The sequence below is a fragment of the Aquirufa aurantiipilula genome (assembly GCF_019923745.1).
In the GTDB taxonomy this organism is placed as follows: domain Bacteria; phylum Bacteroidota; class Bacteroidia; order Cytophagales; family Spirosomataceae; genus Aquirufa; species Aquirufa aurantiipilula.
In genome coordinates this window covers 164841-186063 of sequence record NZ_JAANOG010000002.1, presented here as the reverse complement: position 1 = coordinate 186063, position 21223 = coordinate 164841, and the positions used below count along the sequence as shown (strand labels likewise).

Below are 21223 nucleotides of genomic sequence, written 5' to 3'. Positions count from 1 at the left end.
GGTTTTTGATTCTTCGTTTTTGTCTATTGAGCCCTCAGGCGAAATCTCAATTTCTCAAAAGTTTCTTGGTCGTTCTATAGTCCATGTTTTCATGGCTTTGGGTTGATTCTCTAACCCTACTATTTGTTTAAACCAAATAGTCATTAAAATTATCTTTTATGCAAAAAAGTTACTCAATTGTTAAGGCTTCTAAAAAGCGTTCCTTCCTGGCAAGGTTTCTCTTTTTAGCTTCTTTAATCTTCTCTCTCTCTGCTGCCACACCAGCCTTGGCCGGTTATGTGTCAGTTTCCTTCAATGAAGGATTCATTGCTGACCAAAATGGAAATAACAAAGCCAATGGCGGAATTGCAGTTTCTACAACAGGAATTACCCGTTTGTCATTTGGCCAAAACTCCAGTACTTCTGGTTTTGAATTACAAGGGAATGACTTACCTGGCTTTGTCACATTTTATGACAAAAACAATGTTTATCACTCCATAGCAGGTTTTATGAACTGGCGTGAAACAAATGGTTCAACCATTAGAACCATGGTCTTTCTACCAGCAACTGGTACTAATGAAGTCATTGCAATTAATTCTGGAAGCTATACGATTACTGCTACCAAAGCTTTAGGATTAACCTTCAATGGACAAATATTGAATATGTCAGGAGGTATCATAACAGGTAATGCTGCTACTGTATCTCAAATGTTGTCAAGTTTAAATGATTATTTAAATTTACAACCTAAGCTTAATATTACACCTACACTAAGTGTTACTGAAACTGTTGGAGGCGTTAATGCCGTTGCAACAGTAACCTTAAGCGCTCCAGCAACAGTGGTAACCACTGTTACTTATAGTACATCAGGTGGTACTGCGACCAACAATACAGATTATACTAATGCATCTGGAACTTTGACATTTGCCATCGGGGAATCTAGCAAAACGATTACTGTGGGTGTATTAGATGATGTAACTGGCGAATCTACTGAAACGTTTAATATCGTTATTGCAAATGCTGTCAATGCGGCTATAGTAACCAATACTACAGTTGTTTCCATCGTCGACAATGACGCAGCACCAAGTGCATTAAGTTATCCTACTCCTAAGGTTTATAGTGTTAACACCGTAATTACCAACGTATCTCCTACTGTAACAGGTACAGTAACAAGTTACAGTATTTCTCCAGGATTACCTGCAGGCTTGTCATTCAATACGACTACAGGTGTGATAAGCGGTACGCCAACAGCCACTAGTCCAGCTACTAACTACACTGTAACTGCCACTAATGCAACAGGTAGTACCACAGCGGTAATTAATATAACAGTCAATGCTGTCGCTCCTAGCGGTTTAACTTACACGACTCCCAATGTTTACATTGTAGGTAACACCATTACCAATTTAAACCCTACCGTGACGGGTAGTGTGAACTCTTACTCTATTGCACCAGCATTACCTGCAGGATTAAGTATCAATACTACTACGGGTGTTATTAGCGGTACACCTACTGCTACTAGCCCTGCAACAAATTACACCGTAACAGCTACCAATGGATTTGGAAGTACAACTTCCAACTTAATCAGTATTACGGTTAATGCAGCTGCTCCATCTGGATTAAGCTATACGACACCCAATGTTTACACCACAAATACTGCCATTACCGCTTTAAATCCAACGGTAACTGGAACTGTTACTGGGTATGTCATCGCTCCAGCACTACCAACTGGTTTAAGTATCAATCCAACAACCGGGGTAATCAGCGGAACTCCAACGGCTGTAAGTGCTGCAACAGACTATACCGTTACTGCATCCAATGGAACTGGTAGCACGACTGCAATTGTCAATATTACGGTGAATGCTACATTAGCTGCTCCAACAAGTTTAAGTTATAATACACCTAACGTATATACCACTGGTACTACTATTACGGATTTAAATCCTTCAGTAGTAGGTACAGTTACTAGTTATAGTATTTCTACTCCCCTACCTACAGGTTTAACATTCAATACCACCACAGGTGTGATTAGTGGAACCCCTACTGTAACCAGTCCTGCAACAGATTATACTGTAACGGCAACCAATGCCACTGGTAGTACAACTGCCGTGGTGAGAATTACCGTTAATGCAGCCCTAGTTGCTCCATCTGCATTAAGTTACAATACACCTAATGTTTACGTGGTAGGTACTACTATTACATCATTAAATCCTACTGTAACTGGTACTGTAACGGGATATACTATTACTCCAACATTACCATCAGGTTTAATCATTAATCCTATTACTGGTGTCATTAGTGGTACACCTACAGTAACAAGTCCTGCTACGATCTATACAGTAACAGCCTCCAACGGCGCAGGTAGTACTACGGCAGACTTAAGTATCCGAGTGAATGCTGCCGCTCCAACAGGTTTAACGTATCAAACTCCAAACGTATATAAAGTTGGTACAGCTATTACTTCATTAGACCCAAGCATTACAGGTACTGTTGATTCATATGCTTTAACAACTGGTACACTTCCAGCTGGATTATCGTTTAGCACGGTTAATGGTAAAATCACGGGAACTCCTACAACGGTAACCTCCCTAACAAGCTTTACTGTTACTGCAACCAATGTGTCAGGAAATACAGTATCCAACACATTTACTATTACAGTTAACCCTGCTGACCCAAGTGGATTAACCTACCCAACTCCAAACACGTATATTGTTGGAACTGCTATTACTTCATTAGACCCAACGGTAACGGGTACTGTAACATCTTATGCCTTAACTACTGGGACGCTTCCAGCTGGATTATCTTTCAGCACAGTTAATGGTAAAATTACAGGAACACCTTCAGCAGTAACAGCCTTAACAAGCTTTACAGTTACTGCCACTAACGTTTCAGGCAGTACAGTTTCCAATACATTCACTATTACGGTTAATTCAGGTTTACCAACCGATACCGATGGTGATGGTGTTTCTGATGCTCAAGAAGCCATAGACGGAACGAATCCAAATGATGGATGTTCATACAATCCAGCAAGTCAAATTTTTGCTAACACTACCTTGACTTGGAAAAATACAGACTGTGACGGAGACGGAACCAACAACGGTACAGATCCACAACCATTAAACTATTGTGTTGGTGGTGCTGGTGGAAACCCTCCAAGCATTGGATCTCCTAGCTATGCCATTTTTGGAGCTAACGATTGCGATAATGATGGTATTCCAAACAACGTAGAATGTGCTTCTGGTGGTCCAAACTGCCAAGACTACGATGCTGATGGAATTCCTAACTTCCAAGATTCTGATTCTGATAATGACGGTATTCCTGATAGTATTGAGAAAAACATTGATTCAGATGGTGATGGTATTCCAAACTATTTGGATTTAGATTCTGACAATGATGGTATCTTAGATAGAACAGAAGGTTCAAGTGACCGTGATGGTGACGGAACTCCTAACTATTTAGACCTTGATTCAGATGGTGATACGATCTTAGATGCTTGGGAAGCTACAGATTCAAGACGTGGAGTAATTGATCCAAATTACGATGGACGTGTTGACCAAAATGGCGCTTTTGTTGATAGTAATAAAAATGGTTTAGCTGATTTCTTAGAAGCTAATCCTGCTCCTATCCCAGACACAGATAAAGATGGCACAGCTGATTTCTTAGATTTAGATTCAGATGGTGATACTTTATTAGATCGCAATGAATTAACCTCAGATCCAGATAAAGATGGTATTCCAAACTACCGTGATTTAGATTCTGATGGCGATTGGTTAGGTGATAGCGACGAAAGAGATAGCGACAACGATGGTGATGGTATCCCGAACTACTTAGATTTAGATTCTGACGGCGATACAATTCCAGATGCATGGGAAGGTAAAAACAAGTGTGCTACTTGCACGAACTTGAATGATGGTAACGGTGATGGCTGGGATGATCGTGGACAATATGTTCCAGTGATCGATACAGATAAAGACGGTACTTCTGATTTCTTAGACCTAGATTCTGATAACGACTGTATTCCAGATCGCGTTGAATTAGGTGATGATTTAGACCTTGATGGAAAAGCTAATTTCCGTGATACAGATTCTGATAATGATGGTATTTTAGACGCTTTGGAAGCTGTTACTTGTAACTCTCCTGTCGATACTGATAAAGATGGTCTTAAAGACTTCGAAGATGTAGATTCTGATAACGATGGTATCTCCGATAAGATTGAAGCAGGTTCTGACCCTAGCAATCCAGTAGATACAGATAAGGATGGTACTCCTGACTTCCGTGATTTAGATTCGGACAATGACGGTATTCCTGATAAATTAGAAGCCGGTGCTGATCCTAGCAATCCAGTTGACACGGATAAAGATGGTACTCCAGACTTCCGTGACTTAGATTCGGATAACGATGGTATCTCAGATAAAGTTGAAGCAGGTGCTGACCCAAATAATCCAGTGGATACGGATAAAGATGGTACGCCTGATTACCGCGACTTAGATTCAGATAACGATGGTATCCCAGATAAATTAGAAGCTGGTTCAGATCCAAATAATCCAGTGGATACGGATAAAGATGGTACGCCTGACTTCCGTGACTTAGATTCGGATAACGACGGTATTCCTGATAAGATTGAAGCAGGTGCTGATCCAAACAATCCATTGGATACAGATAAAGACGGTACGCCTGATTTCCAGGATTTAGATTCTGATAATGATGGTATTCCAGATAAAGTAGAAGCTGGTGCTGATCCAAATAATCCAATTGATACGGATAAAGATGGTACTCCTGACTTCCGTGATACAGATTCTGACAATGATGGTATCCCAGATTTATTTGAAGCAGGTAAAGATCCAAACAATCCTGTAGATACAGATAAAGATGGTACTCCTGATTATCGCGACCTAGACTCGGATAACGATGGTATTCCAGATAGCATTGAAGCTGGAAAAGACCCAATCAACCCTGTTGATACAGACAAAGATGGTACTCCTGACTTCCGCGACTTAGACTCGGATAACGATGGTATCCCAGACAAAGTAGAAGCTGGTAAAAACCCGTCCAATCCGACAGATACAGATAAAGATGGAATTCCTGATTTCCGTGAGTTAGATTCAGATAATGACACCATCCCTGATAAAACAGAAGCTGGAAATAATCCGAATAACCCAATTGACACGGATTCTGATATTGCTCCAGATTTCCAAGATTTAGATACGGATAATGACGGTATCCCTGACAAAATTGAAGCAGGTCCAAATCCAAATGCTCCAATAGACACGGATAATGATGGTACGCCTGATTTTAGAGATTTAGATTCTGACAATGATGGTGTAATGGATAAAGTAGAAGCAGGTGCTAACCCTTCTGCCCCATTAGATACAGACAAAGACGGAAAACCAGATTTCCAAGATACAGATGATGATAACGATGGTATCTTAGACGTAATGGAAGATAACCTAGATTATGGTGGCCTACCAGACTGCGATAATGACGGTATTCCAAATCGACTTGACCCAGATGTTTGTCCTTCATTCATTCCTCAAGGTATCTCGCCAAATGGTGATGGTAAAAATGACAAATTGATTATTCCAGGAATCTTAGGTTTCAAGAATACATTAACAATTTTCAACCGTTGGGGTGAAATCGTTTACGAAACCAAGGACTACAAAAATGACTGGGGTGGTGAAAGTAACAACGTGTTTATTTTGAAAGATGGTTTACTTCCTGATGGAGTTTACTACTACATAGTTGATTTCTATGGTGTAAAACCAAACATCTCAACATTCATCTTCATCAATAGACTGAAAGTTAAGTAAACAACACCACTGAAAACAGAAAGAAAAATGAATACGAATCAAAATAATAAATTCAACATCACGAAGCCAAACAACATGCCTTTCCAGGGCATGTTGATGGCCATCCTTGTAGCGATGTTATTGGGTGTTTTCACCCATGAATCAAAAGGACAAATTGAAACTATGTACAGTTTATATCGTTTCAATCCTCAAATCATCACACCTGCACACGTAGGGTCTTCAGATGTTTCTGACATCACGGTGATAAACCGTCGCCAGTGGACAGGATTTGAAGGTTCACCAACGACTTTTGCTGCTAGCTTAAATTCCAAATGGGGTGAAAACAAAGGTTTAGGTGTAGTCGCTTTAATGGATCAAGCAGGTCCTATTAAAACCACTGCAATCAGTGCTGATTTTGCATACCATGTTCCTTTGAGCGACAAATGGACTATGTCCGGAGGTATCCGTGGAGGATTTTCCAATTTAACCATTCAATGGTCAGCAATTCGCTTAACTCATGGTGGTGATGATAACTTCCAAGAAGATATTTCAAGTGGCTTAAAATTCAATACTGGTTGGGGATTACGCTTCTCCAAAGGTGATGGTCTATTCTTAAGTCTATCACAACCGAGGGTATTGAAATATGACTTCGGCGCTGCATCTGGAGGCTACAAAGACGTGGATTACTTGTACACGATGGTTGGAACAAAAGTTCGCTTAGGATCACAAATCACCTTATATCCTAGTGCATTAGTTCGTATAGCGACAGATGTTCCTTTGAGCTATGATTTAAACGTCAATAGCCACATCCATGATAAGTTTGATCTAGGCTTTAGTTACCGCAAAGGAGATAGCTATGGTATTCGCTTAGGATTCCAAGCAACAAAAAACCTATATGCTGGTTACGTATATGAGTTACCTATTTCAGCTATTAGTAAGGTAACTACACAAACCCATGAAATTGCATTAAGATTTACGTTTAACAAGAAAAATAGCTTGGAAACGAAATAGATATTCAAGACAGTAGATTAGAGAACGAAAAGTGGAAAGCTAGGTTAATATTTGATCTAGCTTTTTTTTATGCCTTCTACTTATGAAAAGCTAAAAGCAATGCTTCATTTTCTCTGTAAATTTGAAATATATCTAAAATAGATGTCGTGTAAACTATTTTTCATTAAAAAAATGGCACAAAATACCCTAAATGCAAAAGATATAAATTCGCAATTTTAAATTAACTTTACATAGCTTCCTGCTTGATATTAGGTAAATTCTGCTTGAAATCAGGCCAAATAAAAGCCCAAATGGAGGCAAATGGGGGCGTTTTTTACTTGATTTGTAAAGAAAAGCTTAAATTTTTATCAAATAAACAAGTAAAAGTCCTCGTGAAAAATCCCATACAGCCAAAGGCTAATCGTATTTTTTTAAAATCAAAAAACACACAAAAGGGCCATACAGAGTGCAGGAGAAGAACTTTGTTTTTAATTTAAAATTAAGAACAAATATTAACGATGTTCTATTTTTTAAATTAACGCTTTGAAGTACATTTGTAAAGCAAATCGAAACAGAGGTATAGGACTTCGTTCAGGTTTGGTGTTCTACATGTTCTAAATTAATATGAAAAAATCTATCTCTCAGCTTAACTCACGGTTCGGCTATTCTGTACTAATACTACAGAAAACTTTAATTCCGCAAAAATCTGGCTTGTTTGTTTTAAACAAAATTTAAAACAAATTCAACCAACAGCACATCAACATGATGCGGTTGTTGAACTTCTGTTAAAGAATCCAGCTTTTGAAATTTTAAACGTGTTCTAATTAAGATTAAATGAATTTAACATTCAACTCTAAGTCAATTTCACTTCTATCTTCACCGATATCAAAAGCGTGTTCGTTTTTGATGATTGTTGGATGTAGTGTGTCGACTACGGAGCTTCTTGCAACAGAACGTATTTCATCTAGCTTTTCTACAGTAATTACGAGTATGTCGGCAGATTCTAGCCTCAAAGGCAAGTTTGTCATTCCTACTGGTGATAAAAACAAGTTCCGCACCGAAGACATGGAAGCCATTGGCATTATTCCTCAGGGAATTACACCCAATGGAGATGGGAAAAATGACAAATTAGTCATTGACGGAATCTTAGGGCTTAAGAATAAGCTAAGCATTTTTAATCGCTGGGGAAATTTGGTTTTCGAAAAAGAAAACTATTCCAATGATTGGGGAGGAGAATACCTTACCTCAGAATCAACTAGCGATGGCAAATTACTTCCTGATGGCATCTATTATTATGTAATAGATTTTTATGGCCAAAAGGAAAACATATCGACATACGTACTTATCAACAGATTAGCAGTAAAGTAAAACAATGTTCTATAATTATATACATATTAAACTGAGAGTAGATCAAAAAAGGCAAAGCTGGGGCCGCTTGGCCCTTGCTTACCTCCTTTTGGGAATTTTACTTTCATGGAGTTATTCATCACATGCTCAAATTGAGAGTATGTACAATTTGTACCGCTTTAATCCTCAAATCATTACTCCTGCGCACTCTGGATCTACAGAAAATTCAGAAGTAGTATTCATTAACAGACAACAATGGATTGGTGTAGAGGGAGCGCCTAAAACAATTGCCGCTACAGCGAACATTAAATGGGGAGAAAAGAAGGGTTTAGGATTTTTAGCCATGGTGGATCAAGCAGGTCCCGTTAAAACAACCAATATCGGTGCAGATTTCGCTTACCACGTATCATTGAATGATAAATGGAGAATGTCTGGCGGTATTCGTGGAGGTTTTTCAAGCCTAGCATTAAATTGGTCATCCATTCGCCTTGTTAATCCAAACGATGCCTTGTTTGCACAAGATATTTCAACTGGACTAAAATTCAATACAGGTTGGGGTCTACGTTTCAGCAAAGGAGATGGTTTATTCTTCAGCATTTCTCAGCCTCGTGTATTTAAATACGATTTTGGTGCAGCTAGTGGAGCTTATAAAGATGTAGACTATTTCTACACCATGGTAGGTACCAAAATTAAAATGGGAAATAACATCAATTTATATCCAAGTACCTTGTTAAGAGCTGCAGCCGATGTGCCTTTAAGCTGGGATATCAATTTGAATGCTCAAATCAAAGAAAAATTAGATGTCGGATTGAGCTACCGCCACCAAGACAGCTACGGTCTACGTTTAGGTATGCAAGCTTCTAAAAAAATCTATTTAGGTTATGTTTATGAATTACCTATCTCGAATATCAGTAAAGTGAGCACTCAGACTCACGAAATCGCCTTGAGATTCTCCTTCTTCAAAAAAGAAGTAGTAGCTCCTGCTAGCGACACTGCCGTAAAATAACTACATCAACAATACATATTATAGCTCTGGGTTTAAACCCAGAGCTTTTTTTACACCTAAATTAATCCATTAAACATATCCTGAACCAGAATCAGTTCAGGGTTCACTTCATCAACAAAATAAAAAAGAGCTCAGGTTTTAAACCCTGAGCTCTTTTTTATTCTCCAATCATAGAATCTATTTTCCTTATTCCTTTCGCTCACTTTTAAAGTTAAGATGAAGCTTATCTGCCAACAGATGAATTAAATCTTTTTGATATACCTGCGCTCCTTGTTTCACCTCACCCATAGGTTTCACCCCTGAACCCAGCATAGCAAACCAAATTTCATGGGAATCTTGAACCTTTTTACCATGTGACTTCCATTGATCTTTTTGAATATCTCCCCTACCGTGGTCCGTAGTGATGAGGATGGTTGTTTTACCTTGATATAAGGGATCCGATTCCACGAAATCCCATATCTCTTTCAACCAAGCATCAAAATGATGCACTGCCCCTAAATAATGCTGATAAGCACCTTCATGTGCGAACTCATCTGTTTCACCATAGGAAATATACATGGCCTTGGGTTTTTTAGTCTTTAAATAGCGCATAGCCTGAAAATGAATGAATACATCTTGACTTTCTACATCACCAAAAACCCGAAAGGATTGACTCAACATATCCGAAATTAATTTCATCTGAGGATCCTTATTCAATTCAGGATAAACATCATATCCATTTATAACAGGAAAACCTGCCCTCTTTTCATTTAATATACGGTCAAAGGCGTCCCAAGCACCAAAAGCCACCACTTGGTTCTTATAGCTGGGCAATTGATTTAAATACTCAAAAAAATTAGTATTAGGATTGGGTTTATAATCGTTGGAATTAATGGCTGTATCCACTTGTCCTGTCAGCAACTCACTGTAACCAGGATAGGAAAACCAATGTGGATTAGCCACATCTACTTGATTACCTAAAGTCCTATTTCCATGTATTTGGCCTTTCTGAACTAATTCTCCCCATAAAAATGGCATTAATTTCTTTCTACGAACAGCCAAATCATCATCCCAAAATTGATTGAAAATGGCTAAACTATCACCATGGTGATACATCTTCTTTTTGGCTATACTGGTGTCCATGCCTTTAAACACGTCCTGCCAACGTAATCCATCTGTTGTGATCACAATCACCCGATTATCTGAAGATTTTTGAGCTAAACTAAACTCGATTTGGGTAAAGAAAACCACTACTAAACAAACTAGTTGTTTCATATGTAAATCATTAAATGGGTGAGTTATTTCCTAAAACGCTTAATTCGATAAAAGGTCAAAAAATTAGCATCATGGTTATTGTGCGCACCGCCATCTTCATCGTCATAGGCAGTCCGACAAGCCAGCACAATATGATTACCTTGAAATTGCCAGTCGACATATTGAAATCCATGTTTAATTTCATCTGGATGCTGAAAAATCACCTGCTTCACCTCCCAATTCTTTAAATCACCAGAGAAACATAAAGCTAACGTATTTCTAAATGATGCCGGGTTTTTCCCTGAATGCTTGACCTTAGTAGTATCTGGAATCACATTTGACAGTGTCCAATATTTTTTTGATTTCGGATCAAAGCGAATACTAAACTTTTTAGCCCCTCCCGGAAAGCGAATAAAACCATGTTCAGGATCAAAACTAGACTCTTTGCCATCTGCACTTATCTTAACCATAGCCGCATATTCATCCATGGTAGATTTATTATCCACCCTCAGAATATTCCAAACCTGCCCTTGCGGGTCTAATACCGCATTTCCCTCAATCCAAGCGCCAAAATGATTATTTAAATAGGTAGAATCATAGCGAAGAACATTGGTCTTAGTCCAGCTAGCTGCCAACATAGGATCAGCATCCAAAGGCATGGACATCATGAATGTACCATACCTTTTCCCCCATTTTTTAATCGGCCCCATAGCATCTTCCATGGCTCTCCATAGTCGACCATTATGTTCCAAGAATGGCATGGGCGCACAATGATACTCTCCTTCTATTAAAAGTCCATGTTCCGCATCCACAGGTTCTGACCAAGTAAATCCCCCATCCAATGAATTCCGAATGATGGTATTTCCATGGTGCTTATTGGTTCCCATGATATATAGCTTGCCATTCAATTCGAAAAGCTTGGACCAAAATTGCCCTTGAATTTGACTAATCTTTGTCCAAGACTTACCCCTATTTTTCGATAAATACACGTGAGAAACTGCGGAACTATGTTCGGTAGATTTAGGTCCAAAAAAATCATGAGAGGCTAAATAATCTCCATTGGACAAAATACAAATACTAGGGGAGCCAATGTACTGGCCGCTGGAAGCAGGACTGTGGGCTATGACTACACCGGGAACTTGAGCAGCTAATGAACTGGAAATCAAAAACCAGCATACAAAAAGGCCTGTTCCCCAAAAAGGAATTTTCATGTTTTCTATTAAGGTTTGGATTTAAATTACTTGTAAAAAGGCAATTTGAAAGGAAGGATAGATTAAGCTTTGGTTAAATTTAAAACTTAAAGCCCAAATTTATCCCTAGTCCTCTAACACCCAACCAAGGTCCTTCTGTATTAATTTGAGCCGAATTAGCTGTCACCTTTCCAACAGATTTAAATGGCGAAGTATCCAAATTATCCACCTCCCTTTGTAAAACGGCTTGCTCATTGGTGGTCAATGCAGGATTAAATTCTGCAGTTAAAATACCCGAACTCGTTCCAAAGTGAGCACCAACAATCCAAAAATCAAATACCATTCGATTCTTCCAAATGGGATACTGGATGCCAAACATCAAACCTCCATTCATGGAGGTAATTTTTCCTTTAAAATCACGATCTACTTGCATCAATTGGCCACTGGTTTTGTCTACCACAGTGATAGGGGCTGTCAACTCATACACTAAATAACGTGCATAGGGAGCCGCATAAAAACCTTGATTCCCTTTGCTGCTAAAATAATACCTGATTTCAGGGGTAATGGCTATATTACCCAGTTTCAATCGGGAAAGATTGATCGATTTATCATCTATTTGTTCCGAAATGGTGCCTTCCATTGGTACATCACCATAGGGCATAGTTCTGAATCCGAGAGAAAATGACATGTGTTTACTTAAACTACGCTCATAAGTAAAATTATAGTTCCTCAGTAAAAGTGAACTCAAGTTAATTTTAATGCTATTTTTAGAAGATTTTTGAGCTAATAAAATAGTAGGGAGTAAAAGTAAAACAAAGGCAATTTTTTTCATGTAGGTTGATTGTTAATACGCTCAATGAAGCCCTTGGACTTCATATTTCATTCAATAAATTAATGATAATTCCTTGAATTACAGAGAAATATATGATTGAATTTTATTTTTTATAATATTTCAAAGCCTCAGGTAGATACTCTTTAATTTTTTGAATTCGAGTGGCATCAGAAGGGTGAGTACTTAAAAATTCAGGTGGAGCCTCCCCAGATTTTGATTTTTGCATTCTCTCCCAAAAGGCTGATGCTTCAGATGGGTCATATCCCGATTTGGCAGCCCACATTAAACCAAATTTATCTGCTTCTAATTCCTGTTCACGAGAAAAGGGTAACATAATTCCAAATGTCGTTCCAATGCCATAGGCGCGCATAAATAAATCCTGCGTTTCTTTCGGTTTACTAGAAATGGCCGCTGATAAAACAGAACCACCCAGTTCTTGAATCATGGACTCACTCATGCGCTTATTTCCATGCTGCAACAAGGCATGTGAAACCTCATGACCCATGACAAAAGCCAGAGCCGTTTCATTTTTAGTAACTGGTAGGATTCCTGTATAAACGACAATTTTACCTCCTGGCATACACCACGCATTGATGGTCGTATCGTTTTTAACTAAATTGTATTCCCACTGGTAGCCCTTCAAAAATTCTTTGTTATTTTTCTCTGCAAAATAAGCTTCCACCGAAGCTGTAATTTTCTTACCCACTCGCTGTACCATTTGTGCTTGCGCATCTTTAGCAGGGGAAATAACCTGACTCGTTTTTAAAAATTCTTGATATTGGGTCAAAGAAAGTGCTTGAATTTCCTGCTCTGACACCAGAGATAATTGACTTTTACCTGTCAAGGCATTTTGAGCACATGAAATCATAAACAATGTGCCAAAAAGAATAATTAGACTACTTATACCGTATACTGGAATAGAACGTTTCATATAAATCAAACAATGGAGATGGTTTTCACACAGAAAATAATTGTAAATTTAAGTTATGCTTCCTGATTTACCCAATTAAATCAACTGCGATCCCAAATTCATTTAAAATAGATTAAACCGCCGCAATCTTTCATCCCATGTTAAAAAAAATCCTATTTGCTCTATTAGGAATTACCTTGTTTTTCATCCTAGCTGCGATGGGGATTTCCTTGTTATATAAAAATGAAATCAAGGACTTAATCACCAAAACTGCCAATGAGAAGCTTCAAGCACAATTCCAATTTGAAGATGCCTCCATTAGCCTTTTACGCCACTTCCCTAGCCTAAGTATTGAGGTGGAAAACAGTTCCATTATTGGGAAAAACGAATTTAAAAACGATACCCTTTCACAAATACAGAAGCTGACAATACAAATTGCCCCTCTTGCCTATTTATTGGACCACCAAATTGACATACAAGATGTGATGATTGAAAAGGCGAAGCTGAACTTACATATCTTGCCCAATGGAAAAATGAATTGGGATATTTACCAAGCAGGTCCTTCAGAAAGCCCACAAGCAAAATCCAATCAAAACACGAGGATTTCCTTAGAACATTATCAATTCATAGATGCTGACATTCACTACACCGACGAAATGAGGGGTTTTTCAACTCAATTAATACAATTGAATCATGAAGGTTCCGGTGATTTTTCACAAGACATTTTTACACTAAAAACGCGAACAGAAGTTGAAAAACTAAGTCTAGAATTCTTAGGAAAAACCTATCTATCTGAAGTGAAAAGTAAACTTGAAGCTCCTATTGAAATGAATTTCTCAAAAATGGAATTTGCGTTTAAAAACAATGATCTATTTTTGAACGATTTACCCATTCATTTTGATGCTTGGGTGGCTATGCCCGATACTTCTATTGATATGGATATCAAATTCCATGCCTTGAAATCTCCCCTAAAAGATTTCTTATCTTTGGTACCTCTACTTTACCAAAACTCATTCCAAGATCTTCAAGCATCAGGTGATTTTGCTCTCAATGGTTATGCCAAAGGTAAAATGAATGGTCAATCTATGCCCGGTTTTGGGATGGATTTACGTATTTCAAAAGGTGCGTTTAGCTATGCGAAGGTCCCAGTTGGCGTTAAACAAATGGAACTCGATTTGCACATTGATAATCCGGATGGGATCCCAGATCATACCCTTGTTGACTTAAAAAAATTGCAATTATACATGAACAAGCAGCCTATACAAGCTAGTTTGTTCTTAAAAACACCTGTTTCAAACCCTTACCTTACTGCAAGTCTAAAAGGCGTTTTGAATTTGGGAGAAATTGCAAAAATAATCCCACAAAAAAATACTCAAATGAGCGGTACCATTCAAAGTGACATACAATTGGATGGCTATGTACAAGCATTTAAGCAAGCCCAAGGGAAAGCTAGTGGGTATTTTAATGCGCATCAAATACAATATACTAACAGTGAGACAAAACAAGACATTCGTATCCAAGAAGCCACAGCAAGTATTAACCCAAAATCTTTGATTATTCGTAACATATCGGCAAAACTTGCTAATACCCAGTTTTATGCCAGTGGTAGCTTACAAAACTATGTCCTTTACTTCTTGAAAAATGATAAAATCACAGGAAATTTAAGCTTGAAATCGCCTTTAGTGGATTTAAACCCATGGATGCAGAACCGAGGTGGGAATACGGATAAGAACAGCCGAAGTAATACTTCGGCTTCTACCTCTTCATCGGCGGATTTGAAAATCCCTAAAAACGTTGATTTCACGATTCAATCCAACATTGACAAATTACTTTTCAAAGATTTAGTCATAAGTCAAGCAGCAGGAAAAATGCGTGTTGCTGACCAAATACTTTCCCTAGAGGGTTTGTCCTTTCAATTGGCCAATGCCGCTTGGAAATCAAAGGGGTCCATCAATCTACAGGAGAGCCAAAATCCATTGGTACAATTTGCCTTCTCCATCCAACATTTAAACATACAAGAAGCTCATAAATATTTTAGCCTAGTACAAAAATTTGCTCCAATTGCTGCCGCTGCTCAAGGAAAAGTGGATGTTGATTTTACCTATGCTGGCTCTTTGAATCCCGATTTCTCTCCCAATATCATGAGTACGACAGCCGTAGGCAACATGGATTTGGTGGATTTCAATTTGAAAAATTCGGCCAGCTTCAATCAACTACTAAGTTTGACTCAGTGGAATCAATTGAAAAATTTGGAGTTAAAACCCACGCATCTCAATTTTCAAATTAAACAAGGAAGACTTCAATTCAAACCCTTTGAAGTGCAAACGAATTTGACCAAATTCCACGTCAATGGTTCCAACGGATTAGACCAAAGTTTGGCATATACTATCTTAACGGATATTCCTGCTAAATCCTTACAATCTGGAGTAGCTGCTAGTTTGAATCAGCAATTAGCCAAATTAAATCCCAATCTAAATCTGGAGAAAATCCAACAAGCCCTAAAAATGCAAATAACGGTGAGTGGTACTGTCCAAAAGCCCGAATTTAAAGTAAATATCATCAATTCCCAGACTACGAATAGCAATGCATCTGTGACCACTCAAGCCAAGGAATTGGTAAAACAAGAAGCGAAACAACAGATTAATAAGCAATTGGATGAAGCCAAAGCGAAGGCTGAAGTCTTGAAAAAAGAAGCAGAAGCTCTATCTCAGAAATTGAGACAAGAAGCTTATGCTAATGCCGACCGTTTGGTGGAAGAAGCCAAGAATCCATTTGCTAAAATTGCTGCCCAAAAAATTGCTGAAAGACTCAAAAAAGAGGCCGATCGGAAAGCAGATGCCCTATTGGAAGAAGCGGATCAAAAAGCGCAAGAATTGATTGAAAAAGCTCGTCAAAATTAACGAACCTTTCCATTACCAAACTGATCACTTGCCCGAATGGCTTTATTCTCTTGAAACTCAATTTCCACTAATTTTTCACTGGAAACGTAATTGTACTGTTCATCCTCCAAATGGTACAATACTTTTCTAGTAATTGGGTCAATTACTTCCCCACTGGAAGGATAAGCGTATTTACCATCCATGGAGAAACTAATCCAACCGGGCATATCTTTCAATGGAATACTCGTCAACTGCTGATATGGCGCTTTTCCTTGAAATACATGCAAACGCATATTAAATCCATCGCATAACCAAATTTCCTTTTCATCAGGTGTAAATGCTATCCCATGACTAGGATTTCCATGCCTACGAACAGGCCCTTTATTCCATCCTTCCACAACCAAACTCGCCAATTTTTTGCCTGTTTTTAAATCTCCAACTTCAAATCCCAAAAGACTATCCACCGTAACCAAGCCAATACTTTCCTTTCCATTGACAGTAAATGGTCTTACAAAATTCGCAAATGGTCCTATTTTCTGCACCAAGGTATGTTTTTGAGCATCCACTTGATACAACCAAGGATTACCTATGTCAGCCAAATAAACATATTGCCCCGACAAACCATACAATGTATTGTGCGCTCTTTTAAAGCCCTTCAAAGTCTGAATGATGACTCCCGTTTCACAATTTACCACATTCCAAAAATCCTTTTCTAAAGAAGGTAAATACATGGTTTTACCATCAGGTGAAATCGACATACGATCACAACCTCCCACAAAAGGTATTTCCCAAATAATTTTTTCTGTAGCTAAGTCAATGCGTTGCAATGACTCCAAAGTGCTCACATAAATACTATTTAATGGAATACTAACAGCTATCCCCTTCACATTAGAGGGCTTTCCATTCGGATGTAAACCTTGGGTTTTAATTCGTTTGACAAATCGATGCTTATTTTGGACATCAAAGACCAATATTCCATGTCCGCCATATCCCACATAATCTCTTATTCCTGGAGTAGCCACATAGAGATAACGCTTGGTTTTGATTTGTGCATCTGAAGAAAAGCCTAGTGCGAAGCTCATCATAGATAGCAGTATAAAACGAATAGTTTTCATAGGTTTTAGGTTTAAAAAAAATGAGATGAAACATTGTTTGTCCATCTCATTTCATTGTCAAATTAAATCATAATTACTTATTTCTTGTAAGTGATTTTGAAGATTGTTCCTCCCAAATCATCCGCCACATACAAAGAACCATCTGGACCTTGTGCTAAACCACAAGGACGGTGTTGCACTGGGCCCGTTGGTTTGGCTAAATCTATTCCTGAAAAATTATCAGCAAAGATTTCCCATTTACCTGATGGCTTATTGTTCACAAATGGCACAAAAGCCACAAAATATCCTTTTTTCAATTCAGAATTTTGTCCATGAAAAGCGACAAACGCACCGTTTTTATATTTAGCAGGAAACTGATTTCCTGTATAAAATAAAACATCATTCGGGCCTAAGTGCGCTGGAAAAGCCACTTTGGGATTAATTGCTTTTTCTCCTGCTGTTTTCTTTCCATCGCCACCGTATTCTGGAGCTAAGATTTTCTTACTTTGAAATTGATCGTAATAAATGATTGGCCAGCCCCCATCATCACCTTCATGAATCTCATACAAACATTCCGCTGGAATCTCAGCGCTTTGCTTGGGAGTATAATATTGAGGGTAAAAATCATGGAAGAATCCTCGTCCATGTGAAGTTGCAAATAAGCTATTGGTCTTGGTATTCCAAGTTATACCTACTGCATTTTTCAATCCTGTGACATATCGCTTTCCATCTTGAAATTTCTGACCTAGTTGATCTGCTTTGTATTTCCAAATACCTCCAGCTGAATCCAAAACAGAACATGGGACCATACCTTGACCTGTACCGGGTACACGACAAGCATCGTTCCAAGAACCAATCGTTACATACATATTGGATTGCTTGTCAAAGACAAAAGGCTTGGCATTATCACGACCTTTGTCAATTAATCCACTCACAATATTTTCGTAGTGCTCTTTATCTACCACTTCCAATTTATCGTTCATTTTAAAACGGTTGACACCCGAATTTGAGGACGCATATAAAAAGCCATTATGGATTTGGATTCCTGTACCCACAAAATCACCGAAATAATTGGTTTCATCTGCTACTCCATCCTGGTTGGTATCTCGCAAATGAACAATACCCTTGCCATTCTTAAACTTGGATAATTTGGCATAAATATCCCCATTATTAGCCACGGTTAAATGGCGTGTGGCACCTAAATCTGTAGCTACAATCTTGGTACTAAATCCAGCTGGCACCTTAACGGCCGACTCATCCGCTAGCATTTTGGCCGCGGGTTTGTTCGACATTAACATGCCCAAGGCTAATGTTGCCAAAGTAAATTGGCTCATACTTGTTTTAAAGTTTTTCATGGTAATCGTAGAAGGGAAATGATGAATAGTTTCAATATTTTTCAAGTTACAGAAATCGATTAAAATTCCTATCAGCAACTATACGTATATACATATTAGACCCGCAGGAATACTTTTTTCTGGTACATAAAATACAAGAAATACCATTTGATACCTGTATAGCAAATCGCCATAGCCACGGCATTAAATGGATCTCCCAGCAATTGGCCTAACCAATGAAAAATACTGTCTGTGCTGTATTCCCAATTAATAAATACGCCTGACATATAAATCAAGATGGAATTCATGCCGATGATACGGAAGAAAAACGACCACTTTTGATAGCCTTTGACATCAATGATATAATAAAATAAGGACAAAAGTAATAAGCTAATACCACCTACCATCAAGACAAAAGAGCTAGACCAGAGGTTCTTATTAATAGGGAAATCGATATTCCAAATCAAAGCCAACACGATGAACAAAGCACCAAACATGGCCATGCGTTTTGTCTTTTGAACCCCTTCACTTGGATCATTTTTCAGGTAATTACCTGTTAAAATCCCTAATAAGCCTGTTGAAATAGCTGGTATGGTAGAAGTTAATCCCTCTGGATCATGATTCCCTTTGTACAATCGACCTGGCATGATTAATCGGTCCATGTAGGAGGCAAAATTACCTTCCTGACTTAAATCTCCTGCAGGAAAACCCGGTGCAGCATTAAACTTCAATAGCAAATAATAAAACATCAAAATTCCACCAAACCAAATTGCTTGAATCGTTGGTTTTTTGGTATACAAATAGATGATGTTTGCAAACATATAGCCTAGACCTATGCGGGCCAACACACTCCCAAAACGAATTTCTTCAATCGGTTTAATTTCCAATCCATTATTATAGACGACACCTAAAGCGGCTAGAATTAATCCTCGTTTAATCACTTTCAGCAATAATTGTTCCCGATTTTTACCTTTTTCAATTTCTTTCCCTAAAGAAAAAGGGGTAGCCACACCAGCCATGAACAAGAATAGAGGAAAAATTAAATCATAAAAACGGAAGCCATGCCAGGCTGGATGTGAGAACTGATGTGCCAAGAAACCCCAAAAAGGAGAATCGGTAGCCTTAAACATGGTATGAAAAACTTCATCAGCTCCCATGATCCAAAACATATCGAAACCGCGTAGGGCATCTAATGAATATAGGCGATTGGAGCTTAAACTATTTTGATCTAAATGAGGTAGGGTAGACATATAATTAGGTTTAGATAATTCACAAAGGTATATAAAATGGCTAAAATCAATAATAATTGGGCTAATTCAAGCCATTTTACTTATGATTTCTTTGTTTTTGCTAGTGCGGCTAATTCTTTGATGGCATATACCATTTTATCCAAATCCTTCAGTCGAGTATAAACATGTGGAGTTACACGAACGCAAGAGATATTTTCCCAAACTATACCCACGGTATGGATTTTGTATTTGGTAAATAAAGCACTATCCAGCTCTGCAATGGTCATTCCATCAATACTCACACCAGCAATGGCGCAAGAATAGGCCGACTTAAAAGAAGTATGAATCTTTACCCCAGGCACATCTTTTACTTGTGTAGTCCAATAATTTTTCAAATAACGGATACGTTCTTCCTTCCTTTTTGAGCCAATCGCATTATGAAAATTAATGGCCTCCCCAATGCCTTGTTCGATGGGAAAACTTCGGGTTCCAAGTGTTTCAAACTTACGTATATCTGTTCCCCTCGGCTTATCATTACATACCAAAGGCCAAATTTTCTCAATTTTATCTTTCTTAATCCACAGCATACCTGAACCAATAGGCGCGGATAAAAACTTATGTAATGAAGTGCCAAAATAATCACATCCTAAATCTGGAATCTTAAAATCCAACAATCCAAAGGTGTGGGCGCCGTCAACCAGCACTTCTATACCATGTTTTTTCGCCATGGCACAGATTTTAGCAACCGGCATAATTTGCCCCACCCAATTGATGATATGGGTAATGTGAAGCAATTTGGTTTTAGGAGTAATGGCTTTTTCAAAAGCATCTACTATCTGGGCATCATTTTCAATGGGAAAATCAAAACTCAATTGGGTATAAACAATTCCATCTCGCTGAGCTCTTTGTCGCCAAGCATTGATCATATTCGGATAATCTTGCTTGGTCCCAATAATCTCATCTCCTGCTTTAAAATCTAAACCGAAAATCACCGTATTTAATGCCTCTGTTGCATTTCGGTTGATGGCAATTTCTTCCTTATCACATCCAGCCAATTCGGCTAATTTATCCCGCAAAGGTTCACGTCCCTGATCCAAAACACGCCACATGAAATACGATGGACCCTCATTGGATAATTTATTGTAACGTTCTACTGCTTCTTGAACAATCCTAGGACTTGGACTCACTCCCCCATTGTTTAAATTGATGATGTTGGGACTGGTTGTGTATCCTTGTTGTACAAATGCCCAAAAATCCTCGTCTTCCGCCAATGCAGCAGGAGAAAGATGCTGCTTAGTTTCCAAGATGCGCTTAAAATCAGCCGCATGGTTTTGTTGGAATAGACTTGAAACTGAAAAGGCACTACTCATCAGGCCTAGGGATTGTACAAATTTTCTTCGGTTAGTCATAGGTTTAGGTT

At 38.3% G+C, this 21223-nt stretch carries 13 protein-coding genes; 5 read left to right on the top strand and 8 right to left on the bottom strand.

Going from position 1 to position 21223, the window contains the following annotated elements; genetic code table 11:
- Positions 1–158 precede the first annotated feature (158 nt).
- The 4 genes from G9H60_RS02705 (at position 159) to G9H60_RS02690 (ending at position 9102) form a co-directional block, all read left to right on the top strand.
- Positions 159–5780: a putative Ig domain-containing protein gene (locus G9H60_RS02705; protein WP_223142571.1), complete on the top strand. Its 5622-nt coding sequence runs from the start codon at positions 159–161 to the stop codon at positions 5778–5780.
- 27 nt (positions 5781–5807) lie between these two features.
- Positions 5808–6770, top strand: a complete 963-nt coding sequence (locus G9H60_RS02700; RefSeq protein WP_223142570.1) for a PorP/SprF family type IX secretion system membrane protein — start codon at positions 5808–5810, stop codon at positions 6768–6770.
- Positions 6771–7583: 813 nt separating this feature from the next.
- Positions 7584–8117, top strand: a complete 534-nt coding sequence (locus G9H60_RS02695; protein ID WP_223142569.1) for a gliding motility-associated C-terminal domain-containing protein — start codon at positions 7584–7586, stop codon at positions 8115–8117.
- Between the two features lie 4 nt (positions 8118–8121).
- Complete coding sequence (locus G9H60_RS02690; RefSeq protein WP_223142568.1) at positions 8122–9102, top strand: PorP/SprF family type IX secretion system membrane protein; 981 nt, start codon at positions 8122–8124, stop codon at positions 9100–9102.
- Between the two features lie 186 nt (positions 9103–9288).
- Here the strand turns inward: G9H60_RS02690 and G9H60_RS02685 are convergent, their stop codons facing one another.
- From G9H60_RS02685 to G9H60_RS02670, 4 genes are all read right to left on the bottom strand, one after another.
- Positions 9289–10356 carry an alkaline phosphatase family protein gene (locus G9H60_RS02685; protein WP_223142567.1) on the bottom strand — a complete coding sequence of 356 codons (1068 nt, stop codon included), beginning with the start codon at positions 10354–10356 and terminating at the stop codon, positions 9289–9291.
- A gap of 23 nt (positions 10357–10379) precedes the next feature.
- A complete protein-coding gene (locus G9H60_RS02680; protein WP_262899927.1) occupies positions 10380–11546 on the bottom strand; it encodes a sialidase family protein in 1167 nt (388 codons plus the stop codon).
- A gap of 79 nt (positions 11547–11625) precedes the next feature.
- A complete protein-coding gene (locus tag G9H60_RS02675) occupies positions 11626–12357 on the bottom strand; it encodes a DUF3575 domain-containing protein (protein WP_223142566.1) in 732 nt (243 codons plus the stop codon).
- Positions 12358–12460: 103 nt separating this feature from the next.
- Positions 12461–13288: a M48 family metallopeptidase gene (locus G9H60_RS02670; protein WP_223142565.1), complete on the bottom strand. Its 828-nt coding sequence runs from the start codon at positions 13286–13288 to the stop codon at positions 12461–12463.
- 137 nt (positions 13289–13425) lie between these two features.
- On the opposite strand from G9H60_RS02670, the gene G9H60_RS02665 reads away from it, so the two are divergent.
- Entirely contained in the window at positions 13426–16167 is a 2742-nt protein-coding gene (locus tag G9H60_RS02665) for an AsmA family protein (protein WP_223142564.1), read from the top strand.
- Here the strand turns inward: G9H60_RS02665 and G9H60_RS02660 are convergent.
- The 4 genes from G9H60_RS02660 to G9H60_RS02640 all read right to left on the bottom strand — a co-directional run bounded on the left by G9H60_RS02660 (position 16164) and on the right by G9H60_RS02640 (position 21212).
- A complete protein-coding gene (locus G9H60_RS02660; protein ID WP_223142563.1) occupies positions 16164–17261 on the bottom strand; it encodes a YncE family protein in 1098 nt (365 codons plus the stop codon). The two genes, G9H60_RS02665 and G9H60_RS02660, sit on opposite strands and share 4 nt — an antisense overlap.
- Before the next feature lie 77 nt (positions 17262–17338).
- Positions 17339–18538 (bottom strand): PQQ-dependent sugar dehydrogenase, encoded by a 1200-nt coding sequence (locus G9H60_RS02655; protein WP_394369769.1) that lies wholly within the window; start codon positions 18536–18538, stop codon positions 17339–17341.
- A 152-nt stretch (positions 18539–18690) separates the two neighbouring features.
- Positions 18691–19824, bottom strand: a complete 1134-nt coding sequence (locus G9H60_RS02650) for an acyltransferase family protein (RefSeq protein WP_223142562.1) — start codon at positions 19822–19824, stop codon at positions 18691–18693.
- 80 nt (positions 19825–19904) lie between these two features.
- Complete coding sequence (locus G9H60_RS02640; RefSeq protein ID WP_223142561.1) at positions 19905–21212, bottom strand: aminotransferase class V-fold PLP-dependent enzyme; 1308 nt, start codon at positions 21210–21212, stop codon at positions 19905–19907.
- Positions 21213–21223: the final 11 nt, after the last annotated feature.